At 41.1% G+C, this 21,141-nt stretch carries 16 protein-coding genes, 2 tRNA genes and 3 rRNA genes; 15 read left to right on the forward strand and 6 right to left on the reverse strand.

Annotation, left to right across the window (positions count from 1 at the left end):
• Positions 1-26: 26 nt before the first annotated feature.
• The 6 genes from ACJG85_RS05190 to ACJG85_RS05215 all read left to right on the forward strand — a co-directional run bounded on the left by ACJG85_RS05190 (position 27) and on the right by ACJG85_RS05215 (position 6,031).
• Positions 27-818 (forward strand): energy transducer TonB, encoded by a 792-nt coding sequence (locus ACJG85_RS05190; protein ID WP_412477088.1) that lies wholly within the window; start codon positions 27-29, stop codon positions 816-818.
• 235 nt (positions 819-1,053) lie between these two features.
• Positions 1,054-1,974: a PstS family phosphate ABC transporter substrate-binding protein gene (locus tag ACJG85_RS05195; RefSeq protein ID WP_412477089.1), complete on the forward strand. Its 921-nt coding sequence runs from the start codon at positions 1,054-1,056 to the stop codon at positions 1,972-1,974.
• 10 nt (positions 1,975-1,984) lie between these two features.
• Positions 1,985-3,646: a tetratricopeptide repeat protein gene (locus tag ACJG85_RS05200; RefSeq protein WP_412477090.1), complete on the forward strand. Its 1,662-nt coding sequence runs from the start codon at positions 1,985-1,987 to the stop codon at positions 3,644-3,646.
• 123 nt (positions 3,647-3,769) lie between these two features.
• A complete protein-coding gene (locus tag ACJG85_RS05205; protein ID WP_409679161.1) occupies positions 3,770-4,402 on the forward strand; it encodes a 7-carboxy-7-deazaguanine synthase QueE in 633 nt (210 codons plus the stop codon).
• Positions 4,403-4,404: 2 nt separating this feature from the next.
• Positions 4,405-4,791, forward strand: coding sequence for an energy transducer TonB (locus ACJG85_RS05210; protein WP_409679164.1), 387 nt, complete (start codon positions 4,405-4,407; stop codon positions 4,789-4,791).
• Positions 4,792-4,870: 79 nt separating this feature from the next.
• Entirely contained in the window at positions 4,871-6,031 is a 1,161-nt protein-coding gene (locus ACJG85_RS05215) for an aminotransferase class V-fold PLP-dependent enzyme (protein WP_412465069.1), read from the forward strand.
• Between the two features lie 85 nt (positions 6,032-6,116).
• Here ACJG85_RS05215 and ACJG85_RS05220 read toward each other — a convergent pair whose 3' ends face one another.
• The gene (locus tag ACJG85_RS05220) at positions 6,117-6,815 is read right to left on the reverse strand and encodes a class I SAM-dependent methyltransferase (protein ID WP_412477091.1); all 699 of its coding nucleotides are present in this window, start codon (positions 6,813-6,815) and stop codon (positions 6,117-6,119) included.
• Between the two features lie 78 nt (positions 6,816-6,893).
• On the opposite strand from ACJG85_RS05220, the gene ACJG85_RS05225 reads away from it, so the two are divergent.
• From ACJG85_RS05225 to ACJG85_RS05235, 3 genes are read left to right on the forward strand one after another with little or no spacing between them, the layout of a single operon-like run.
• Positions 6,894-7,388, forward strand: coding sequence for a YkgJ family cysteine cluster protein (locus tag ACJG85_RS05225; RefSeq protein WP_412477092.1), 495 nt, complete (start codon positions 6,894-6,896; stop codon positions 7,386-7,388).
• The gene (locus ACJG85_RS05230) at positions 7,388-7,774 is read left to right on the forward strand and encodes a PH domain-containing protein (RefSeq protein WP_412477093.1); all 387 of its coding nucleotides are present in this window, start codon (positions 7,388-7,390) and stop codon (positions 7,772-7,774) included. Before ACJG85_RS05225 ends, ACJG85_RS05230 begins: the two co-directional genes overlap by 1 nt.
• A 42-nt stretch (positions 7,775-7,816) precedes the next feature.
• A complete protein-coding gene (locus tag ACJG85_RS05235) occupies positions 7,817-8,053 on the forward strand; it encodes a hypothetical protein (RefSeq protein WP_409679178.1) in 237 nt (78 codons plus the stop codon).
• Here ACJG85_RS05235 and ACJG85_RS05240 read toward each other — a convergent pair.
• Positions 8,038-9,312, reverse strand: coding sequence for an exo-beta-N-acetylmuramidase NamZ family protein (locus ACJG85_RS05240; RefSeq protein WP_412477094.1), 1,275 nt, complete (start codon positions 9,310-9,312; stop codon positions 8,038-8,040). The genes ACJG85_RS05235 and ACJG85_RS05240 overlap by 16 nt on opposite strands.
• A 76-nt stretch (positions 9,313-9,388) precedes the next feature.
• On the opposite strand from ACJG85_RS05240, the gene ACJG85_RS05245 reads away from it, so the two are divergent.
• The 6 genes from ACJG85_RS05245 (at position 9,389) to rrf (ending at position 16,277) form a co-directional block, all read left to right on the forward strand.
• Entirely contained in the window at positions 9,389-10,621 is a 1,233-nt protein-coding gene (locus ACJG85_RS05245; protein ID WP_412477095.1) for an ABC transporter permease, read from the forward strand.
• A gap of 553 nt (positions 10,622-11,174) precedes the next feature.
• Positions 11,175-12,690, forward strand: a 16S ribosomal RNA gene (locus ACJG85_RS05250).
• A gap of 88 nt (positions 12,691-12,778) precedes the next feature.
• Positions 12,779-12,852: transfer RNA gene (locus ACJG85_RS05255), tRNA-Ile, on the forward strand.
• An 83-nt stretch (positions 12,853-12,935) separates the two neighbouring features.
• Positions 12,936-13,009, forward strand: a tRNA-Ala gene (locus ACJG85_RS05260).
• Positions 13,010-13,145: 136 nt separating this feature from the next.
• Positions 13,146-16,025: ribosomal RNA gene (locus tag ACJG85_RS05265) — 23S ribosomal RNA — on the forward strand.
• A gap of 142 nt (positions 16,026-16,167) precedes the next feature.
• Positions 16,168-16,277: ribosomal RNA gene (gene rrf / locus ACJG85_RS05270) — 5S ribosomal RNA — on the forward strand.
• The 16S, 23S and 5S rRNA genes sit together here with 2 tRNA genes alongside, the layout of an rRNA operon.
• A 274-nt stretch (positions 16,278-16,551) precedes the next feature.
• On the opposite strand, the gene ACJG85_RS05275 is transcribed toward rrf, so the two are convergent.
• The 4 genes from ACJG85_RS05275 to porV form a co-directional block, all read right to left on the reverse strand.
• Complete coding sequence (locus ACJG85_RS05275; RefSeq protein ID WP_412477096.1) at positions 16,552-18,189, reverse strand: 2-oxo acid dehydrogenase subunit E2; 1,638 nt, start codon at positions 18,187-18,189, stop codon at positions 16,552-16,554.
• A gap of 2 nt (positions 18,190-18,191) precedes the next feature.
• A complete protein-coding gene (gene pdhA, locus ACJG85_RS05280) occupies positions 18,192-19,190 on the reverse strand; it encodes a pyruvate dehydrogenase (acetyl-transferring) E1 component subunit alpha (protein WP_295338465.1) in 999 nt (332 codons plus the stop codon).
• A 137-nt stretch (positions 19,191-19,327) separates the two neighbouring features.
• The gene (cdd, locus tag ACJG85_RS05285; protein ID WP_412465073.1) at positions 19,328-19,810 is read right to left on the reverse strand and encodes a cytidine deaminase; all 483 of its coding nucleotides are present in this window, start codon (positions 19,808-19,810) and stop codon (positions 19,328-19,330) included.
• 84 nt (positions 19,811-19,894) lie between these two features.
• Positions 19,895-21,121 carry a type IX secretion system outer membrane channel protein PorV gene (gene porV / locus ACJG85_RS05290; RefSeq protein ID WP_412465074.1) on the reverse strand — a complete coding sequence of 409 codons (1,227 nt, stop codon included), beginning with the start codon at positions 21,119-21,121 and terminating at the stop codon, positions 19,895-19,897.
• Positions 21,122-21,141: the final 20 nt, after the last annotated feature.

Genomic DNA, 21,141 nt, shown 5'->3' on the forward strand with positions numbered 1-21,141 from the left:
TGTGCTAATCTTTAAAAAGTAAAACAATGAAATTAGACTTATTGAAAAGACAGTGGATAGACATCGTTTTTGAGGGACGTAACAAAGCCTATGGTGCTTACGAGTTGCGTAAAGAAAACCCAAAAACTACTTTGCGTTCACTACTGATAGGTGCTTTCATTTTTGGTGTTGCCGTGGCTTCTCCGTTAATTGCGGATTTGATTCCTGACAGCTCAGATGAAGACGCCAGTTTAGACAAAAAAATTGTAACCATTAAGTTGCCTCCAAAAGAAGAGCAACCTAAAAATTTACCACCACCACCTCCACCACCACCAAAGGTAGACCAAGTAAAGTTTGTGAAGCCGGTTGTGGCCAAGACGGAAGAAATTGTAGAAGAACCGCCTAAGATGGAAGAAATCAAGGATAAAAAACTTGGTGATGAAACCATTAAAGGAGATCCTGATGCCCCGCTAACTTTAGAAGATGCCGGTACGGGTCCAAGCCAAGTGGTAGAAGAAGATAACAATATCTACAACACTGCCGGTATCGAGGTGAAGCCTGACTTCCCAGGTGGTTTAGAGAAATTTTACAAATACATTGGTAAAAATTTCCAAGTGCCTGAAGAAGAAGGATTAAAAGGAAGGATATTCGTGACTTTCGTAGTAGAAAAAGATGGTTCATTAACCGATATTAAAGTATTAAGAGATATTGGTTACGGAACAGGGAAAGAAGCTATCAGAGTACTTAAGTCTTGTCCAAAATGGAATCCCGGAGAACAGAATGGTAAAAAGGTAAGGGTATTGTATTCTTTACCTATTTCAATCCAGTCAGCGGAATAAATGATTTCAAAACTCATACAAAATTTCAAGAAGAAATCGCTTAAAGAGCGATTTCTTCTCGTTATTAGCTTATTGAACTTTTTAGCATTTTGTTTTTTAGGATTGCTCCTATTGTTTTGGGATAAACTAAAACTCAATCTTCCTAACAATTTGCAGCCTATCGTAGGTTGTTTGATAATAATTTTCGGATTTATACGTTTTATAACGCAAGTAAAACGTTTAAACAATAATGATGATGAATAAAGTAGCCAAAACCATCCTTGGTTTTTTTCTTTTAACCTTGCTTTTTGTGTTTTCTTGTCAAAAGAAATCAGAAGAGTCATTGGACAGTATTATTGAAGGCAAGGCTACTATATATGTAGACGAGTCTATTTTGCCCATAATCGAAGATGAAGAAGCAGTTTTCGAAACCCAATACAATGCCAAGTTACATTTGGTTGCTCAATCTGAAAATGAAGTATTGAATGCTATGTTCAATGATACTGCTACTATTGCAGTACTGACCAGAAGTTTGACAAAGCAAGAACTTAAGGTTTTTCAATCTAAAAAAATAAACCCTAAAATCACGCCGTTTGCCACGGATGCTGTAGCATTAATCAGAAGCAAGTCTTCTAATGATTCGCTCGTTGCTTTGCAGGATGTAATCGATTTTATTAAAGGCAAACCCGTAAGTACAATTAAAGGATTGGTCTTTGATAATGCAAACTCCAGTACAGTTCGTTACCTATCGGATTTAGTTGGAATGCCTGTCAATAATCAAAAAAATGTGTTTTCCGTTAAAACCAATCAGGAAGTAATTAAATATGTGGCTGAACACGATGGAATGATTGGTGTTGTTGGGATAAATTGGATTTTTCAACCGCCATTGGATTTGCAGGAATCCGTTGATAAAGTCAATGTTTTAGGGGTAAAAGGACCAGGTTCTAACGTTTACGAGTTTCCTACTCAAGACAATCTTGCACAAGGAAAGTATCCTTTGGCACGTCATTTGTACTTCGTCAATTGTCAAGGATATTCAGGGTTAGGAATGGGATTTGCTTCCTTCTTAGGCGGTGAAAGAGGTCAGAGAATTATTTTAAAATCAGGCTTAGTTCCTGAACGTGTTCCTACCCGAAAAATCGTGATCAGAAACAAAATAACTAAAGATAAAAATTAAAAATTGCAAGATGAACAAGTTTAAAATATTCAGCTTAGCGTTAGTGGCAACAACCGTTGCCAATGCACAGGATTTGGAAACAGCGAAGAAAGCTATTGATGCTGAACAATTTGAAAAAGCTAAATCGTTATTAAAATCTGTTATACAGGCTAAACCTGCCAATGGTAAAGCCGCTTTTCTATTGGGTAATGTTTACTTAAAACAAAACATAGCCGATTCTGCTACCATTTATTTCCAAAGAGGTTTGACGGCTGCCGAAGGCGCTAAGTTCAACAACATCGGTTTGGGTCAAATGGATTTGGATGCCAACAATTTAGCAGCAGCTAAAGCCAAGTTTGATTTGGTAACCAAAGATTTGAAGAAAAAAGATGTAGAAGAATACATCTACATCGCCCGTGCTTATATGAATGCCGATAAACCGGATTATAAAAGTGCTATTGAAATCTTAAATAAAGCCAAGTTGGCCAATCCAAATGATGCTCAAGTGCAGTTGGCTTTGGGCGATGCTTATTATGGTGATAAAAATCAAAACGATGCTTATGTAGCTTACAGAAATGCTTACCAAGCCGACAATACTTTGTTGAGAGCTAAAATGCAATTGGGTGTTTTGTTAAAAGGGGCGAAAGCATATACTGAAGCGGTAAAGGCTTACAACGAAGTAATTGCTATAGATGCCAATTACGGACCGGTTTACAGAGAATTGGCAGAAACCTATTACCTATGGGGTAGCAATGTGCCGTCAACTTACAACGAAAACATTCAGAAAGCATTAGGCTTTTATGAAAAGTACATGACACTTACAGATTATTCAATTACTTCCCGTATGCGTCATGCCGACTTCTTAATCTTAGCCAAAGATTACAAGGCTCTTGAATTGGAAGCCAACAAAATGAAAGAAATTGATGGTGTAAACCCAAGAATCTTGAGATATTTGGGATACTCAGCTTATGAAAACGGCAATTTTGAAGCTGCCTTAAAAGCCCTGCAAGATTATACCGCGAATACCGCCAATAAAGTAATTCCAAGAGATTATATTTATTTAGGGCAAGCTAAAATCAAGAAAGGCGCCAGTGCTGATGGGAAAACTATTGATCCTGTATTATTAGCTTCAGCAATCGAGGATATCAAAAAAGCAGTAGCTATGGAACCTTTGGTAGCTGCCGATTTGAACGAATTGGGGAAAAAATTATACGATCAGAAGGCTTTTGGTGCTGCCGCAGCAGTATTTGAAGTAGCGGTTTCTGTACCAACTTCAAAAAATTATTTGATTGACAATTTTTATTTAGGAAACGCTATTTATTACGATAATACCCGTAAAGATATTGTCAAGCCTGATCCTATTGCATTGCAAAAAGCAGATGTAGCTTTCGGTAACGTAATCGCTGCTTCACCCAATACGGCTGATGCATATATTTTCAGAGCCAGAACCAATAATTTATTGGAAAATGACGAAGTTATGGCTGCTAATTATCAGTTGTATATCGATACCGTTACTGCCAAAGGAGAGGCTGAAGTGACTAAAAATAAAGCCAAGTTTATCGAAGCTTATAATAATATGGCAGCTCATTTTGCCAATACCGACAAAACCAAAGCCAAAGAATTGTTCAACAAAACATTGGCTTTAGATCCTACCAACAACTACGCAACAGAATCGTTGAAGTTATTAAAATAAGACTTTTCAAGGAATAGCCATTAAACCGTCTCTTTTCAGAGGCGGTTTTTTTATAACAGTCATTTGATTTTTCAAAATAAACTGTCTTTTAAAATAAGTATCTTTGTCCGCAAGAATTAAATTATGTTGTCAAAAGAAATACAGTTAGCCGTAGATAAAGGAGAAATGCTTCCGCTCATGGAAGAGTTTTACACCATACAAGGAGAAGGATATCATACCGGAACCGCAGCATATTTTATCCGAATTGGGGGTTGTGATGTAGGCTGCCATTGGTGTGATGTAAAAGAGAGCTGGAATGCCGAATTACACCCGCCAACAAATACAGATGCTATCGTAGAGAATGCGGCTAAGTACGCGGATACTGTAGTGGTAACCGGAGGTGAGCCGCTTACTTGGGATATGACTTTACTGACACAAAAGCTCAAAGAGAATAACCGAAAAGTGCATATTGAAACTTCCGGTGCTTATCCGGTTTCAGGAACCTGGGATTGGTTTTGTTTGTCGCCTAAGAAGAATAAATTGCCCGTTAATGAAGCTTACCAAATAGCCAACGAACTCAAAGTAATTATCTACAATAAACACGATTTTATTTTTGCAGAAGAACAAGCGGCTAAAGTTAATCCAAACGCTATTCTTTTCCTCCAACCCGAATGGAGTAAAAAAGAGGAAATGACACCGTTAATTGTAGATTATGTAATGAATAATCCCAAATGGCGCGTTTCGTTGCAAACGCATAAATATTTGAATATCCCTTAGTAATGAGTAAAAGACTATTCTTTTTTATCAGTGTGTTGCTGTTTCCTTTTCTTGTTTCCGCTCAAATTGAAGGGGAAGATGAAGTATATTTATCCGGTGACCGTATAGAAGCCAAATTCCGAGGTGGCGGATTAGAAAATTTTAATGAGTTTGTCAACAATACTTTTGATTTCCGTAAAGCTACCAAAGAAGGAACTATGGTGGCCGCTTTTACCATTGATGTAGAAGGCAATGTAACCGGAATCAAAATTGTGCAAATGCTCGATGTCGAATCGGCTAAAGAAATGATACGCGTTCTCAAGTTGTGTCCGAAATGGGAACCGGCCAAAAGAGGGGGCAAACCCATAAGCATAGAAATCAAATATCCTATGAACTTCAGGAGAAAATAATTTCACGATTTGAAATACTGTCCCAAACTTGCTTTGGGATTTTTTATTTTTACACCTTAAAATCATCAATCAATTCTATATGAATCCTTCTTTATTTTTACTCGACCCGAAACTAACCTTTTTGAATCACGGTTCCTTTGGCGCTTGTCCGCAACCTGTTTTTGCTGAATACCAACGATTCCAACGCGAACTCGAATCTGACCCCGTGCATTTTATCCAAAAGAAATTGCCGGAGTATCTTAAACATGCCAAAGCTCCGTTGGCGGAGTTTATCGGCTGTAACCAAGAAGACTTTTTCTTTGTTCCCAATCCGACCGTTGCCATCAATACGGTAATGCGCAGTTTGTCATTACAGCCGGGTGACGAAATTTTAGCAACCAATCACGAGTATGGTGCCATGGACAGAACGTGGCATTTTTACTGTAAAAAATCAGGAGCTAAATATGTGCGTCAACCGATAACGTTGCCTGTGGTTTCCAAAGAACAAATCATAGCAGAATTTTGGAAGGGCTACACCAACAAAACCAAAGTCATTTTTTTAAATCATATATCGAGTTCAACGGCTTTGATTTTTCCGGTAAAAGAAATTTGCGACAAAGCACAGGAGTTAGGATTGATTACTATAGTTGACGGTGCTCATGTACCCGGCCATATCGATTTAAATTTAACCGATTTGAATCCGGATTTCTATACAGGAACCTTGCACAAATGGATGTTGGCTCCCAAAGGCAGTTCGTTTTTGTATGTAAAAAAGGAATTTCAGGACAATATAGATCCATTGGTAGTAAGTTGGGGCTATGAAAGTTTGGCGCCAAGCGAGAGCCGATTTTTAGATTACCACGAGTACCAAGGCACCAACGATCATTCGGCTTTTTTGTGTACGCCAACGGTAATCAACTTCTTAAAAGAAAACGATTGGAAAGCCAAATCAAAAGTTTGTAAACAACTCGTTTTGAACAATTACCAACGTTTTTGCGATTTGTTGCAAACCCAACCGATAGCACCGGTAGCTGAGGAGTTTTTGGGGCAAATGGCCAGTATCCCAATAAAAACAAGTAAGCCGGCAGAGTTGAAAGACTTGTTATACGAAAAATACAACATTCAAATTCCGGTGATGCCGTTAAACGACAAAGTGTATTTAAGATATTCTATTAATGCCTATAATACGCAGGAAGATTTAGAGGTGTTGTACCGCGCTTTGGAAGACATCCTGAAAACGACGGATTTGATTGAACGTTAATGCCCTAGCCCGGATAGGAGTGGAAATCCTTTTTGTTTTTACTTTAAAAAACAAAAAGATTGGAACGCAAAGCCGGATTAAGCTTCTAAAAAAGTTTAGCCAAATAATCGAAATGATTGCCTTGGAGCAGCAATTCACATTGCAAGCCGTTGGCGTGTGCGGCATTTTGCAAGGTGTTGTAATCGAGGTACAACCAAGGGAAAGTGTCTTCAGTTTGCCCTTTGTAACTAACGGTGAAAGTCAACTCCCCGTAATAACCTTCGGCAGGGACGATGTAAGCGCCGTCTTCGTCTTGGTCGAACATGTAAATAATGTCGGAACTGTCGATTAAAATTTGTCCATTCGGACTCAAAAGCGATTTCAGTTTTTGCAAGTATTTTGAGGTTTCGGCTAAAGTGCCAAAAATTCCCGTGCCGTTCATCAGCAAAGCGATGGTGTCGAATTTCTCATTTTCTATGGCCAGTAAATTTTGAACTCGTGCGTTTTTAATCCCACGCAACTGACAGGCATTAATAGCTTTTTGCGAAATATCGATAGCGGTAACATCGAATCCTTTTTCTTGCCAGTATAAACTATGGCTTCCGGCGCCGCAGCCTACATCCAGAATTTTTCCTTTGGCCAGTTGTAATGCCTTTTTTTCGATTTTCGGCATTTCGTTGTAGCTTCTAAAAAGATAGGACACACTCATGTCATCGGCTTCGGAGATGTTGGTTTCCGTAATCAAATCTTCCGGAGTATTTTGAGTTTGATAGTCGAGTATGGCTTGGCCGAATAAATCTTTCATTAAATATAGTTTAACGTTGTTTAAAGGTTTAATTTTGTTGAATAGTAAGGCGTTAACAACCTTAAACCATTTTGAACAATGTTGAACCAGCTTAAACAATTACAAAAGTTAGCCAAAGATAAGCATATCGAAAACAAAAAGTATTTTGATAAGCTGAAAAAGAAAACGCCCAAGAATTTAGATTACGTGATGCAAGATTTGCATCAAGCCGAGTTTAAGCGAACAGATTGTTTGACTTGTGCTAACTGTTGCAAAACTACCGGGCCGTTGTTTACCTTGGCTGATATTGAGCGAATTGCCAAACATTTCAAGCAAAAACCACAACAGTTTATCGACAAGTATTTGCGTATAGATGAGGATAACGATTATGTATTGCAAACCGTTCCGTGTACTTTTTTAGATGCCGAAAATTACTGTATGATTTATGACGTTCGCCCGAAAGCTTGTCGCGAATTCCCGCACACCGACCGAAAGAAATTCCAACAAATTTCAGACTTGACCTTGAAGAATGTGGCTATTTGTCCGGCAGCTTACAATATAGTAGAAGAAATGAAGAAAAAATTACCTTTATAATGACTGTTTACAAATCCAAGATCGATTGGTGGTTGATTATTTTTATTGCCGCTGTGTTTTGTTATCCGATTGTTGAAGGAATCATTACGAAAGAGTATTTGATGTCGCTCACTTTTTTTGGTTTGCTAAGCCTGATTTTTCTCCTGTTTAAATCGATTCGATATAAAATTGAAGGAGAACAACTAAAAGTTTGGACCACCAAAATCAACATACATGCCATTAAAAGAATTTACCATACCAGAAATCCATTGAGTTCACCGGCTTTGTCATTAGACAGAATTGCTATAGTGTATAATAAGTACGATGAAATATTGATTTCACCCAAAGACAAAACAGCTTTTATAGCAGCCTTGCTCAAAATCAACCCTAATATTGTGGTGGACTAATAATAAATTGACTCTTTTTTCGTTTCGATAAAAATAATCGTTATGAAAAAAGTAGTCCGTTATCTGGTACTGATTTATACATTTTCCCTATTGCTTTCTTTTTTAGGGTATTTATTAGATACGGATACTCCGCAAAACAGCTTTGCTTATCAAATGTTTGAAGTATTTATGCTTTCAATATTTTTATTTGGCGTGCTGTCGGGTTTGTTATGCATACTTTACCTGCTGTTTTCTTTTTTCAAATCGCTGATGAGCAAAGAAAATCAATACAGTAAATAAGGTTTTCGCATAGTCTTAAACATTTCCAAGTCTTTTTGCCAAGAAGCTCGGATGGTGTCTTCTGAGATTCCGGTCATAATTTGTTGCTGAAGTTTCTTAGTGCCGGCCAATTTGGTAAAAAAATCATTAAAAAATTTTGATGGGTCAGCAGTGGTTTGATAGGCTTTAATTAACCATTTGAGTTCCAATCGGGTTACTTTGTTAATTTGGCTCAAATCCTCTCCATAACAAAGCTGGTCTTTGTGCATCGGTTCTTTGGCGCCAAAATTCGGGATCGGTGTAAAACTAAAGTTGCTTTTCGGTAAAAACGGCGAGCCGTAAATTTGGAATTGCTTTTCTGTTCCGCGACCAACGCTTACATTCGTGCCTTCAAACAAGCACAAACTCGCGTATAAATTAATTGCTTGGTCGTTCGGTAAGTTGGGTGAAGGTTTAACCGGTAAGGAGTAAGGTATTTCTCTTTGGTAATTTAAACAAGGAATAATGGTCAGGTTGCATTGTATGCCGTTTTTCAACCATTTTTCCCCATTAATCATTTGTGCGTATTCGCCTATGGTCATTCCGTGTAGGAGCGGAATGGGATGCATACCTACAAAACTGGTGTGTTCTTTTTCCAGCATTGGTCCGTCAACAATACTACCGTTCGGGTTTGGTCTGTCCAATACCAGCAACGGAATGTTGTTTTCCGCACAAGCTTCCATGATATAATGTAAAGATGAAATGTAAGTGTAAAAGCGGGCGCCGACATCTTGCAAATCAAAAACCATTACTTCAATACCGGCCAATTGTTCCGGTTTTGGCTTTTTGTTGTTACCGTATAGCGAAATTATAGGTAAGCCTGTTTTGGTGTCTTTACCGTCTTTAATCAACTCACCGGCATCGGCAGTCCCGCGAAAACCGTGTTCGGGGGCGTATATTTTTTGAACGGCTATTTTGTTTTTTAAAAGAAAGTCAACCAACAACAGTTGTTTTCTGTCATACGCTTCTATATGTGTCATTTGGCCTTCGTCCGGCAAATGATAAATGGAGTCATAAAAAACAATTCCGGTTTGATTGGTTACCACACCCACTTTTTTGTCTTTCAAAATGGGTAAATAAGCCAAGGAATTATCTGCGCCTGTTTTTATATTTGATGTTGTAGAAGGTAGTTTGGAATCAGTACTCAGGTTACGGGTACGAATTTTTTCTCCAAGACCGCAAGAGGAAGAAATAAACAAATAGGCTAAAAGCAATAATACACTTTGGATAAAATATTTCATAACTGATAATTTTCTAAAAAGAGCAGTAATTCAGCGCCGATAACTTTGTGTATCTTTGTGGCAAATCCATTAACAATTGAAACCGGAATACTTTATAGCCAAAAGACTTATTACTGCTAAAGACCATAAAAGTAGTATATCCGCGCCAATAATAAAAATTGCTATTACTGCCATAGCCCTCGGAATGATCATGATGATGGTTTCCATCGCTACCGGTATCGGTTTGCAACAAAAAATACGCCAAAAGGTTTCTGCCTTTAATGGGCATATTATCATTACAGGCTATAACGATAACAATTCCGATGTGAGCACAGCTCCGGTTTCTAAAAAGCAAAACTTTTATCCCAAATTCACCTCGGTTGATGGTATTGCGCATATACAAGCCGTAGCCAGTAAAGCCGGGATTATTAGAACCGAAACAGCTTTTGAGGGTGTTATCTTTAAAGGCGTTGGTGCCGACTTTGAGGCTTCATACTTAAAAGAATACTTGGTCGCAGGAAGGTTGCCTAATTTGAAAGGCAGTCTTAATGAAGAAGTTTTAATTTCACAATACTTGGCCAACAGATTGGGTTTGAAAAGTAACGACAAGTTTGTAACCTATTTTATGAAAGAAAACAGCGAAGGCTATAACCTGCGTAATTTTAAAATTGTAGGCATTTACAATTCCGGGTTTCAAGAATTCGACGCTACTTATGTAATAGGAGACATTCGTCATGTACAAAGAATTAATAAATGGAAACCTGATCAGGTTGGTGCTTTTGAAGTCTTTGTCAACGATTTTACCCAAATCGAACAAAAAGGGCAAGAAGTGTATCAGGAAACTTCTTCAACACTCGATTCTCAAACCATAGTCGAAAAATACTACTACATCTTCGAATGGCTAAAGCTGTTTGATGTCAACATCGTAGTCATCCTAATTGTCATGATAGCCGTTTCTACCATAAATATGGTTGTAGCGCTTTTGGTGCTCATTTTAGAAAGAACCCAAATGATAGGGATTTTAAAATCACTCGGCGCCAATAACTGGACCATTCGAAAAATATTTCTCTACAATGCTGCTTATCTGATTGGGAGAGGTTTGTTGTGGGGAAATGTGATTGGGTTTGCTTTGTTATTACTGCAAAAATATTTCGGCATCATCAAGCTTAATCCTGAGAGTTACTATGTTAACGAAGCGCCGGTTGACATCAACTTGTTTTACATGTTGTTGTTAAATATCGGCACCATAGTCGTTTGCTTGTTGGTTTTGCTAATTCCTTCCTATATTATTACTAAAATCACACCTTCTAAATCCATTCGTTTCGAATAGTAGCGAAAGGCTCGGGCTTTATTTGCTGGCTGCATTCCCGCTTTATGGGCTACGCGGTAGCCTCTTCAATCGGGGCTAAACAGTTAACTTTTGTTTTGTATTTGTAAAGATTTGTAAAAAGATAGGTTACAAGAATCATGTTATCAGTGGTTTAAAAAAAAGTCCAAAAAAGGTTGAGTTTTTATTTGGATTGGGAGAAAAAAGATTTCTATATTTGCACCCCGCAAGAGAGGAAAAGCACATTGAAAAACTGAGAAACGAGGAATTAAAAATAAATTCAAAAATATTTTAAAATTTACTTGTTAGTTTAAAAAAGATGCTTACTTTTGCACCCGCTAACTGAAAGTCACCGAACACGGCTTACTTTAAAAAAGTAATGTGAGGTAAACGAAGGAATAGCGAAATAATAAAGAAGACAACGTTCATAGACATATTGAATTGACAGCCGTCTTAAAAGAGATTTTAAGACAGAAAAAAAAGAGAGTAAGTGAATCGAGAGATTTGAAAAAGACTAGCCTTTGTCTATAAAACAGCTCGTAAGAGCGAACAATATACGATGAAGAGTTTGATCCTGGCTCAGGATGAACGCTAGCGGCAGGCTTAACACATGCAAGTCGAGGGGTAGAGGTTGCTTGCAACCTTGAGACCGGCGCACGGGTGCGTAACGCGTATGCAACCTACCTTTTACAGAGGGATAGCCCAGAGAAATTTGGATTAATACCTCATAGTATATATCTTTCGCATGTTAGGTATATTAAAGTTCCAACGGTAAAAGATGGGCATGCGTCCTATTAGCTAGATGGTAAGGTAACGGCTTACCATGGCTACGATAGGTAGGGGTCCTGAGAGGGAGATCCCCCACACTGGTACTGAGACACGGACCAGACTCCTACGGGAGGCAGCAGTGAGGAATATTGGACAATGGGCGCAAGCCTGATCCAGCCATGCCGCGTGCAGGAAGAAGCATCTATGGTGTGTAAACTGCTTTTGTACAGGAAGAAACATCCCGACGTGTCGGGACTTGACGGTACTGTAAGAATAAGGATCGGCTAACTCCGTGCCAGCAGCCGCGGTAATACGGAGGATCCAAGCGTTATCCGGAATCATTGGGTTTAAAGGGTCCGTAGGCGGTTTGGTAAGTCAGTGGTGAAAGCCCGCAGCTCAACTGTGGAACGGCCATTGATACTGCCAGACTTGAATTACAAGGAAGTAACTAGAATATGTAGTGTAGCGGTGAAATGCTTAGATATTACATGGAATACCAATTGCGAAGGCAGGTTACTACTTGTGGATTGACGCTGATGGACGAAAGCGTGGGGAGCGAACAGGATTAGATACCCTGGTAGTCCACGCTGTAAACGATGGATACTAGCTGTTGGGGGCAACTTCAGTGGCTAAGCGAAAGTGATAAGTATCCCACCTGGGGAGTACGTTCGCAAGAATGAAACTCAAAGGAATTGACGGGGGCCCGCACAAGCGGTGGAGCATGTGGTTTAATTCGATGATACGCGAGGAACCTTACCAAGGCTTAAATGTAGATTGACAGGTTTGGAAACAGACTTTTCTTCGGACAATTTACAAGGTGCTGCATGGTTGTCGTCAGCTCGTGCCGTGAGGTGTCAGGTTAAGTCCTATAACGAGCGCAACCCCTGTTGTTAGTTGCCAGCGAGTGATGTCGGGAACTCTAGCAAGACTGCCAGTGTAAACTGTGAGGAAGGTGGGGATGACGTCAAATCATCACGGCCCTTACGCCTTGGGCTACACACGTGCTACAATGGACGGTACAGAGAGCAGCCACTACGTGAGTAGGAGCGAATCTATAAAACCGTTCTCAGTTCGGATCGGAGTCTGCAACTCGACTCCGTGAAGCTGGAATCGCTAGTAATCGGATATCAGCCATGATCCGGTGAATACGTTCCCGGGCCTTGTACACACCGCCCGTCAAGCCATGGAAGCTGGGGGTACCTGAAGTCGGTGACCGTAAGGAGCTGCCTAGGGTAAAACTAGTAACTGGGGCTAAGTCGTAACAAGGTAGCCGTACCGGAAGGTGCGGCTGGAACACCTCCTTTCTAGAGACGATAAGAAGGACTGGAAATAGAAGAGTTTTAAGGCTCATTTACTCTCGCTGTTAATTCGAATACAATAAGCAAAATACAGAGTCTCGTAGCTCAGCTGGTTAGAGTACTACACTGATAATGTAGGGGTCGGCAGTTCGAGTCTGCCCGGGACTACTATTATGCTTAAAAAAGGAAATTCTAGGGGTTGAGAGGTTATGTAACTCATAACTCATAACTAGTAACTCATCACTAAGATTGGGGGATTAGCTCAGCTGGCTAGAGCGCCTGCCTTGCACGCAGGAGGTCATCGGTTCGACTCCGATATTCTCCACAACGGCTATAAGTCCTGCTGATAATTATTGTCAGTGGCGACTCGCCACAAGTTCATTGACATATTGAGATAAAAAATACATTTAAAAAGTAGAAAGAACACGAATTACTTAGTGATAAGTAATTAGTAACAAGTACAATAAGCAAAATAAGGGCGTATGGGGGATGCCTAGGCTCTCAGAGGCGAAGAAGGACGTGATAAGCTGCGAAAAGCTGCGGGGATTGGCACATACGAATTGATCCGCAGATATCCGAATGGGGCAACCCACTATGTTGAAGACATAGTACACCGATAGGTGAGCAAACCCGCTGAACTGAAACATCTAAGTAGGCGGAGGAGAAGAAAACAAAAGTGATTCCGTAAGTAGTGGCGAGCGAACGCGGATTAGCCCAAACCAAAGTTGTTACGGCAATTTTGGGGTTGTAGGACCACGATATTTCTTGCGGATTGAATTAGAACTACCTGGAAAGGTAGGCCATAGACGGTGATAGCCCGGTATAAGTAAGAGAAGATAAGGATAGTGGTATCCTGAGTAGGGCGGGGCACGTGAAACCCTGTCTGAATTTGGCGGGACCATCCGCTAAGGCTAAATACTCCTGAGAGACCGATAGTGAACCAGTACCGTGAGGGAAAGGTGAAAAGAACCGTGAATAACGGAGTGAAATAGATCCTGAAACCATACGCTTACAAGCGGTCGGAGCAGATTAATCTGTGACGGCGTGCCTTTTGCATAATGAGCCTACGAGTTACCGTTGCTGGCAAGGATAAGCACTTCAGGTGTGGATCCGTAGCGAAAGCGAGTCTGAATAGGGCGCTATAGTCAGTAGTGGTAGACGCGAAACCGTGTGATCTACCCATGGGCAGGATGAAGCTGTGGTAACACATAGTGGAGGTCCGAACCGGTTGACGTTGAAAAGTCTTCGGATGACCTGTGGGTAGGGGTGAAAGGCCAATCAAACTCGGAAATAGCTCGTACTCCCCGAAATGCATTTAGGTGCAGCGCTGGTTATAAGTTATATAGAGGTAGAGCTACTGATTGGATGCGGGGGCTTCACCGCCTACCAATTCCTGACAAACTCCGAATGCTATATAATGTTTACCAGCAGTGAGGGCATGGGTGCTAAGGTCCATGTCCGAGAGGGAAAGAACCCAGACCATCAGCTAAGGTCCCCAAATGTATGCTAAGTTGAAAAAACGAGGTTTGTCTGCCCAGACAGCTAGGATGTTGGCTTGGAAGCAGCCATTCATTTAAAGAGTGCGTAACAGCTCACTAGTCGAGCGGACGAGCATGGATAATAATCGGGCATAAGCATACTACCGAAGCTATGGATTTGTAGTAATACAAGTGGTAGGGGAGCATTCTAACAGGGTTGAAGGTGAATCGTGAGGTTTGCTGGACCGGTTAGAAAAGAAAATGTAGGCATAAGTAACGATAATGCGGGCGAGAAACCCGCACACCGAAAGACTAAGGTTTCCTCAGCTATGCTAATCAGCTGAGGGTTAGTCGGGTCCTAAGGCGAACCCGAAAGGGACAGTCGATGGCCAACGGGTTAATATTCCCGTACTACTGTTAATTGTGATGGGGTGACGGAGTGATGAAAGTACCGCCAACTGACGGAATAGTTGGTTAAAGCACCTACCTATAAGAGCCGCAGGCAAATCCACGGCTTTTGGGGAAATGCGATAGTACTCGGAGGCTTCGGCCAAAGAGATAGTGTACCTAAGGGCTTCCAAGAAAAACCTCTAAACTTAGATTAACAGTACCCGTACCGTAAACCGACACAGGTAGTCGAGGAGAGAATCCTAAGGTGCTCGAGAGATTCATGGCTAAGGAATTAGGCAAAATAGACCTGTAACTTCGGGAGAAAGGTCGCCAGCAGTAATGCTGGCCGCAGTGAAAAGGTCCAGGCGACTGTTTATCAAAAACACAGGGCTCTGCAAAATCGTAAGATGAGGTATAGGGCCTGACACCTGCCCGGTGCTGGAAGGTTAAGAGGAGATGTTATCTTCGGAGAAGCATTGAATTGAAGCCCCAGTAAACGGCGGCCGTAACTATAACGGTCCTAAGGTAGCGAAATTCCTTGTCGGGTAAGTTCCGACCTGCACGAATGGTGTAACGATCTGGACACTGTCTCAGCCATGAGCTCGGTGAAATTGTAGTATCGGTGAAGATGCCGATTACCCGCAGTGGGACGAAAAGACCCTGTGCACCTTTACTATAGCTTAGTATTGGTCTTGGATAAGTGATGTGTAGGATAGGTGGGAGACTGTGAAATGGCGTCGCCAGGCGTTGTGGAGTCATTGTTGAAATACCACCCTTTGCTTATCTGAGGTCTAACCCCGCTTAAGTGGGGGACATTGCTTGGTGGGTAGTTTGACTGGGGTGGTCGCCTCCAAAAGAGTAACGGAGGCTTCTAAAGGTTCCCTCAGCACGCTTGGTAACCGTGCGTAGAGTGCAATGGCATAAGGGAGCTTGACTGAGAGACATACAGGTCGATCAGGTACGAAAGTAGAGCATAGTGATCCGGTGGTTCCGCATGGAAGGGCCATCGCTCAAAGGATAAAAGGTACGCCGGGGATAACAGGCTGATCTCCCCCAAGAGCTCATATCGACGGGGGGGTTTGGCACCTCGATGTCGGCTCGTCACATCCTGGGGCTGGAGAAGGTCCCAAGGGTTGGGCTGTTCGCCCATTAAAGTGGCACGCGAGCTGGGTTCAGAACGTCGTGAGACAGTTCGGTCTCTATCTACTGTGGGCGCAAGAAATTTGAGTGGATCTGATTCTAGTACGAGAGGACCGAATTGGACAAACCTCTGGTGTATCTGTTGTTCCGCCAGGAGCACCGCAGAGTAGCTACGTTTGGAAGGGATAAGCGCTGAAAGCATATAAGCGCGAAACCCACCACAAGATGAGATTTCTTTTAAGGGTCGTGGAAGATGACCACGTTGATAGGCTATAGGTGTAAAGGCAGTAATGTCATAGCCGAGTAGTACTAATAACCCGTAAGCTTATGTACGACGCTACCGCCTCGCAAGAGGCGGTGCAAACTTTCTAGGTTCCCAATCAAGTTGGGAATGATAAATACAATTTTTATCTCAGTATGTTAAGATATAGTGTAATGTTAATCAGCAAAAGCTGATTACCCTTGCAAACCAGCTTAAGGTGGTTATTGCGTCGGGGCTCACCTCTTCCCATTCCGAACAGAGAAGTTAAGTCCGACTGCGCAGATGGTACTGCAGTAATGTGGGAGAGTATGTCGCCGCCTTTTTTGTGGAAACCCTGTTCTAACGAACGGGGTTTTTTGTTTTAGCCAATTACCTACTCGGCTTTTATTATACAGTTCGGTTAACAATTTCGAATGTTCTCTTCTTCTCAACAGGTTGTTCTTACTACGATGGTCTGCGTGAGGGATATGAGCAACTACCGCGTAGTGCGGATAGCCCGGCCCCTTTCGACAGGCTCAAGGCAGGCCAAAGGGGCACGCCCCAATAAAAAACCCACTCCAAGGAGCGGGTTTTCAGTTTACTTATTTTGATTTGTTGTTATGCCAACATGGTCACCGGATTTTCAAGATAAATTCTTAACGTTTGCAAGAATTGTGCTCCTGTAGCGCCATCAACGGTTCTGTGGTCGCAGGCTAGTGTTAAAGTCATTGTATTGCCCACTACGATTTGGCCGTTTTTAACTACCGGTTTTTCTTCGATAGCTCCTACTGAAAGGATAGCTGAATTCGGTTGATTGATGATAGAAGTAAAAGATTGAATGCCAAACATACCTAAGTTAGAAACCGTAAAAGTACTTCCTTCCATTTCGGTCGGTGTCAGTTTTTTATTTTTGGCCTTACCGGTTAAATCTTTCACGGCAGTGCCAATTTGAGACAAGCTCATTTGGTCGGTAAAGTTCAATACCGGTACCACTAAACCATCTTCAACGGCTACAGCTACACCAATATTAACGTGGTGGTTAATGATCATGGCATCTTCTCTCCACTGCGAATTGACTTGCGGATGTTTTTTCAAGGCCATGGCACAAGCTTTTACTACCATATCGTTGAATGATACTTTAGTATCAGGAACAGTATTAATCACAGCTCGGGATTTCATTGCTTCATCCATACTTACTTCAATAGTTAAGTAGTAATGAGGCGCGGTGAATTTCGATTCAGCTAAACGACGCGCAATGGTTTTTCGCATTTGCGAGTTTTTGATTTCTTCAGAGAATTTTTCACCGGCAGGAACAAATGGTTTTACAGCAGGAGCTGAAACAGTTTCTGAGGTGCTTGCTGCGGGAGCAGAAGCGGCTACAGAAATTGATGTTGCTGATGGGTTGAAATTCTCAACATCGCTTTTGGTAATACGACCGTTTTCTCCGGTACCTTTTACTTGAGCTAAGTTGATGCCTTTATCTTTGGCGATTTGTTTGGCTAAAGGAGAAGCAAATATTCTTCCGGGAGTTGTTGTTTCTGCAGTCGTAGCAGTTACTGCAGTCGTAGCAGGAGTTGCTTCTGTAACAACCGGAGCTACTGAAGAACCACCTTTTGTAAAGTTTTCAGCAACACCTGTTATGTCAGTGCCTGCCGGGCCAATGATTGCTAAAACGCTGTCAACGGGAGCAGATTGTCCTTCTTGAATTCCGATGTACAATAATGTGCCGGCGTTGAAAGATTCGAACTCCATAGTAGCTTTATCGGTTTCGATTTCAGCCAGGATATCGCCTTCTTTCACATTATCGCCTACTTTTTTCAACCAAGTTGCTACCGTTCCTTCTGTCATAGTATCACTTAAACGAGGCATGGTTACTACAACAACTCCTTTTGGTAAAGTTGTTGGTTGTCCGTTGTCGGTTGTCGGTTGGATTTCTGTTTGGGGCGGAGTTTCAGCTTTTGTTTCAGTAACTACTGTCGGTGCATTACCGCCGGAAAGTAGGGCTGAAATGTCTTCACCTTCTTTACCAATGATGGCTAAAAGCGAATCTACCGGAGCTGTCTCTCCTTCATTAATTCCGATATGTAAAAGAGTTCCTGCTGTAAAAGCTTCAAACTCCATAGTTGCTTTGTCGGTTTCAATTTCTGCTAAAATATCTCCTTCAGAAACTTTGTCGCCCACTTTTTTTAACCAAGTGGCTACGGTTCCTTCCGTCATCGTGTCGCTTAAACGCGGCATAGTGATTTTTGTTGCCATAATTATAGTCTGTGAGGAATGAAAGGATAATTTTCTTGTTCGTATACTACATCATACAATTGTTGTGCATCCGGGAAAGGAGATTCTTCGGCGAATGTAGCACATTCTTCTACTAAATCTTTTACTCTTTCATCAATCACTTCAATTTCTTCGTCGGTAGCGTATTTTTTCTCCTTGATGATGTCTAAAACTTGGGTAATCGGATCGATTTTTTTGTATTCTTCCACTTCTTCTTTCGAACGGTATAATTGAGCGTCAGACATCGAGTGACCTCTGTAGCGGTACGTTTTCATTTCTAAGAAAGTTGGTCCGTCTCCGCGACGTGCTCTTTCGATAGCTTCATGCATCGCTTCTGCTACTTTAATTGGGTTCATGCCATCAACCGGTCCGCATGGCATTTCATAGCCTAATCCTAATTTCCAAACATCAGTATGATTAGCTGTTCTTTCTACTGAAGTTCCCATGGCGTATCCGTTATTTTCACAGATGAAAACAACCGGTAATTTCCATAACATGGCCATGTTGAAGGCTTCGTGTAATGAGCCTTGACGTGCGGCACCGTCACCGAAATAGGTTAGGGTAACACCGCCGGTGTTGAAGTATTTATCGGCGAAAGCCATTCCGGCACCTACAGGAATTTGTGCTCCTACGATACCGTGACCTCCGTAAAATCCGTGTTCTTTCGAAAAGATGTGCATGGAACCACCCATACCTTTAGAGGTTCCGGTTACTTTTCCCAAAAGTTCCGCCATCACTTTTTTGGGATCAACACCCATTCCGATTGGTTGAACGTGATTACGATAAGCGGTAATCATTTTGTCTTTGGATAAATCCATTGCATGGAGTGCACCTGCTAATACGGCTTCTTGTCCGTTATATAAGTGAAGAAATCCTCTAACTTTTTGTTGAATATAAAGTGCGGCAAGTTTGTCTTCAAACTTTCTCCAAAACAGCATGTCTTCATACCATTTTAAATAAACTTCTCTGGTTACTTCTTTCATTTTTACTTTTCTAAAGTGTTATTTAAGTTTTTATTTTTATTCAACGCAAAATAGTTCACTCACACACAAATTTGCGAAAGGCAAAAGTAAAACATTCCCCGTAAGAAGTAAAATTTAAAAGCAGTAATTTTTGTTTGTTACAAGAAGTTTTTATCGAAGCTTAAGGGTAGTAAATTTTTAATTGAATCCGATTTGTAAATGGCACCGCTTTCTCCCATAAAGTAAATCTCTATGTCGACATCTTGCTTGAATTCGTATTCATAAATGGATTGTCTACAGGCACCGCAAGGCGGAATCGGCGACTTGGTTTCGTTTGTGTCAGAGGCTGCTGTGATGGCCATTTTTATTATTTTCGCTTCGGGATAAATGGCACCCGATTGAAAAATAGCCACTCTTTCAGCACAAAGCCCCGAGGGATAAGCTGCGTTTTCTTGGTTAGAACCTAAAATAACCTTACCGTTATCTAAAAGCAAGGCGGCTCCGACTCTGAATTTAGAATAGGGAGCGTAAGCTTTTTTTCGGATGTTTACGGCTTGTTCCATTAACGCTTGAATCTCATGCGGTAATTCATTGACGGATTCGAAAACCGTGAAGGAGGTGTTGATGTTTATTTGTTGCATTCTAAAGAATTTATTTCGCTATTGAGGAAAAAAAATCCAAACTTCAATCGAAATTTGGATGTTGTATTTTTGGTTTATGTTTTATTAATATTCTTCAAACTTTTCACCAAAGTTAAAGGTTAGAGAAAAGCGAAGTGTATTTTCTAACGGATTTTTAACTTGAGAAGCGGAGAACAAGTAGGAAACGTCTACTTTAACTACATTGTATTTGAAACCTGCTCCCAAAGAAAAGAATCGTCTGGCACCTTTTTCCGGACTTTCATTAAAATATCCCAATCGCATGGCAAAGGAATCTTGGTACAAATATTCGGCTCCTACCGAATAAGTAAACTCTTTTAACTCTTCGCTAAATCCGCCCGGTGCATCATTAAAAGATTTGAAAATACCGGAAACCCAATTTACTTTATTGTAAGCGGCATTGTTTGCATCTCTAATGTCTTGTTCATCAATGGTGTTGCCATTCCCATCAGTATATGGTTGACCATCAATAATTCCATTTCCATTTCTGTCAGCACTTTGAGGTGTTGGCACCAATAATTTAGCCAGTTCAACACTCACAGATACTTTGTTGTAATCGTCGAAGATAAAATCGTATCCGCCGCCTAATCTCATGTTGGCCGGTAGGAAGTTGGCACTATTGTCGTCAGAAGCACCGGCATCATAGTTGATTTTAGGGCCTAAGTTTTGGAAATTGAAACCTAAACGCAATCTACCGTTAAAATCTGCTAGAGCGGTTTCTTCTCCTTGGTAAAAACCGGCAATATCTACGGCAAAAGTACTGGCCGGTTTGGCATCGCCTTCACCGGTAGGAATTCTTAGGGCCGAACGAATGTATCTACCTGCTACTGCCATTGAGAATTTTTCACTCAATTTTAGGGAGTAAGAACCATCCAAGGCCAACTCATTTGGTTTTACAATTTGAGCCGGATCATCTGCGTTTTGTCTGAGTTCTATTTCCCCCAATCCAAAATAACGCAAACTCACAGCAAAGGCACTACGGCCATCAGCCCCGAAACGTTTGTAATAAGTAGCTTGGCCTAAAGAGATGTCATTTACTAAATCTGTCAGGTAAGGAGTGTAACTTGCGGTAAATCCTTGTCCGTCTGTGGCGAAAGCATATTTAGCCGGATTCCACTGTTGTGAAAAAGCATCAGATGAAGTGGCTACTCCTTGATCGGCTAAACCAGCAGCACGTGCATCGGCAGCAACTAAAAGAAAAGGAACTCCGGTAGTGATAACACGACTTTCTTGTTGGGCATTTACAAAAGATATAGTGGTTGAGAATAAAAGTAGTAACGCAATTTTTTTCATCTTCAGTATAATAAAAGTTA

Source organism: Flavobacterium mekongense, from assembly GCF_047038255.1.
GTDB classification, from domain to species: Bacteria; Bacteroidota; Bacteroidia; order Flavobacteriales; family Flavobacteriaceae; genus Flavobacterium; species Flavobacterium mekongense.